Source organism: Extibacter sp. GGCC_0201 (assembly GCF_017566055.1).
Lineage (GTDB): Bacteria > Bacillota > Clostridia > Lachnospirales > Lachnospiraceae > Extibacter.
In genome coordinates this window covers 1-1419 of the sequence record NZ_JABFCH010000058.1, presented here as the reverse complement: position 1 = coordinate 1419, position 1419 = coordinate 1, and the positions used below count along the sequence as shown (strand labels likewise).

The window sequence follows — 1419 nt, the reverse complement described above, 5'->3', positions numbered from 1 at the left end:
ATCCGGCAGAGACGATCAAAGTCTTTTCCTATGACGCAGGGGGGAATAAGCTGGACGCTCCGGGAACTGGCGGGAGCTATGCACGTGCCGGAACGTTGGGGGGTACGGCGAGGAGTAAGGACATATGGTTCAATACAGAGACCAGGGACGGCAACGAGACCTATAAGGGGACCTTCAGCATCAGCTCCGATCCATCGGATACCGGGCAGGGAACCTTATTCTATATCTCTGCCGTATCACCATCACCATGAGGTGCATCATGATCAAGAGGATTGTAAGCGCCGGAATCTTCATCCTATGCCTTGCATGCAGCAGCTGCACTGCACTGGCATATGGAGATGCTGACAAGGGCGGAGAAACAGGACAGATGGAAGTCGTATACGTGCCAGATAACAGGCCTGCGTCAGAGGTCATCTGCAAAGGCGAAGGCAAACTTATGCCAGGCCCCCGTACGGGTGATACGGGCATATTGCTGTATCTGGAAAGGCTGGTAATTGCATCGGCAGCATTGCTGATGTTGATTATAATCATAAAAAAAGGAGAAAACAAATATGAAGAAGATGAAATTTATGAGCGTATTGGCATTGGCTGCTATGATCAGCATAACAATAACAGTACCGGCATTGGCAGCAGGAACTGCGGAGGGAAAGACGCAAGTTACATATACCGCGAATTCTGCAGCACCGGACCTGGCGGACTGGATGGTTTCCTTCCCGAGCAAGGTGACCCTGACTGATTACAATACAGAGGCGAGCAAGGGGCAGTCATTGAACTTTGAACTGCTGGATAAGCTGTCAGGACAGGCTTATGGGGGTAGTGAGACCGTTACGGTTTCGGTTGCGGGATACGGCGATGGATTTGACATGACAGGAGGAAGCGGCGGCTCTGCGAAGATGGGGCTGGCAAATGGTTCAAAGACAGAATTGGCCGGTCCTGATTTTGAGCTGGGCAGTATGAAGGCAAAAGTTGGCACCGGCAAAGAAAATGTGGCCACAGGCTATGCCTATCTGAAAAGCACCACCAATCCAGAGGGAACATTTACAAAAACGGTAACCTTTACATTTAAAGATGGCACCACTTAGAAACCATTCCCACAGGCATGCAGGATGGAGTCGGTCATATCAGAGGACTGACTCCTTTTTGAATAAACATACAGGAGGAAGGACCTATCAAATATAAGATACATCCATTATTACGCACAAAAAGAGTATTCAGGATCCATAACGCCGGCTGCTGGTATTATGCGAATGAGGAAGAGATGCAGGCCTTGTATCCGAATGGCGGGTTCAAAGTGTTTTCGGATATCCATATGCGTGAAAACCCTAAAGCAGAGGATCATCTTGCCGGTGAAAAGGCAGAGGTGGGCCTGTATCCTTATCAGAACAGGCTGGCGTGGACGAAAAGGGTCGTGGGATATAT

Annotated in this window: 2 protein-coding genes; both read left to right on the top strand. The window is 49.5% G+C overall.

Annotated features, from left to right (window positions below; translation table 11 throughout):
* Window positions 1-251 (top strand): hypothetical protein (locus HJV72_RS18720; RefSeq protein ID WP_208073360.1); only part of this gene is annotated, 251 nt, incomplete at its 5' end.
* 300 nt (window positions 252-551) lie between these two features.
* Entirely contained in the window at window positions 552-1082 is a 531-nt protein-coding gene (locus HJV72_RS18715) for a hypothetical protein (RefSeq protein WP_208073358.1), read from the top strand.
* Window positions 1083-1419: the final 337 nt, after the last annotated feature.

What these genes read in the sequence shown, in the direction of transcription:
- HJV72_RS18715 (WP_208073358.1), top strand. Translation starts at nt 552, where the DNA reads ATGAAGAAGATGAAATTTATGAGCGTATTGGCATTGGCTGCTATGATC.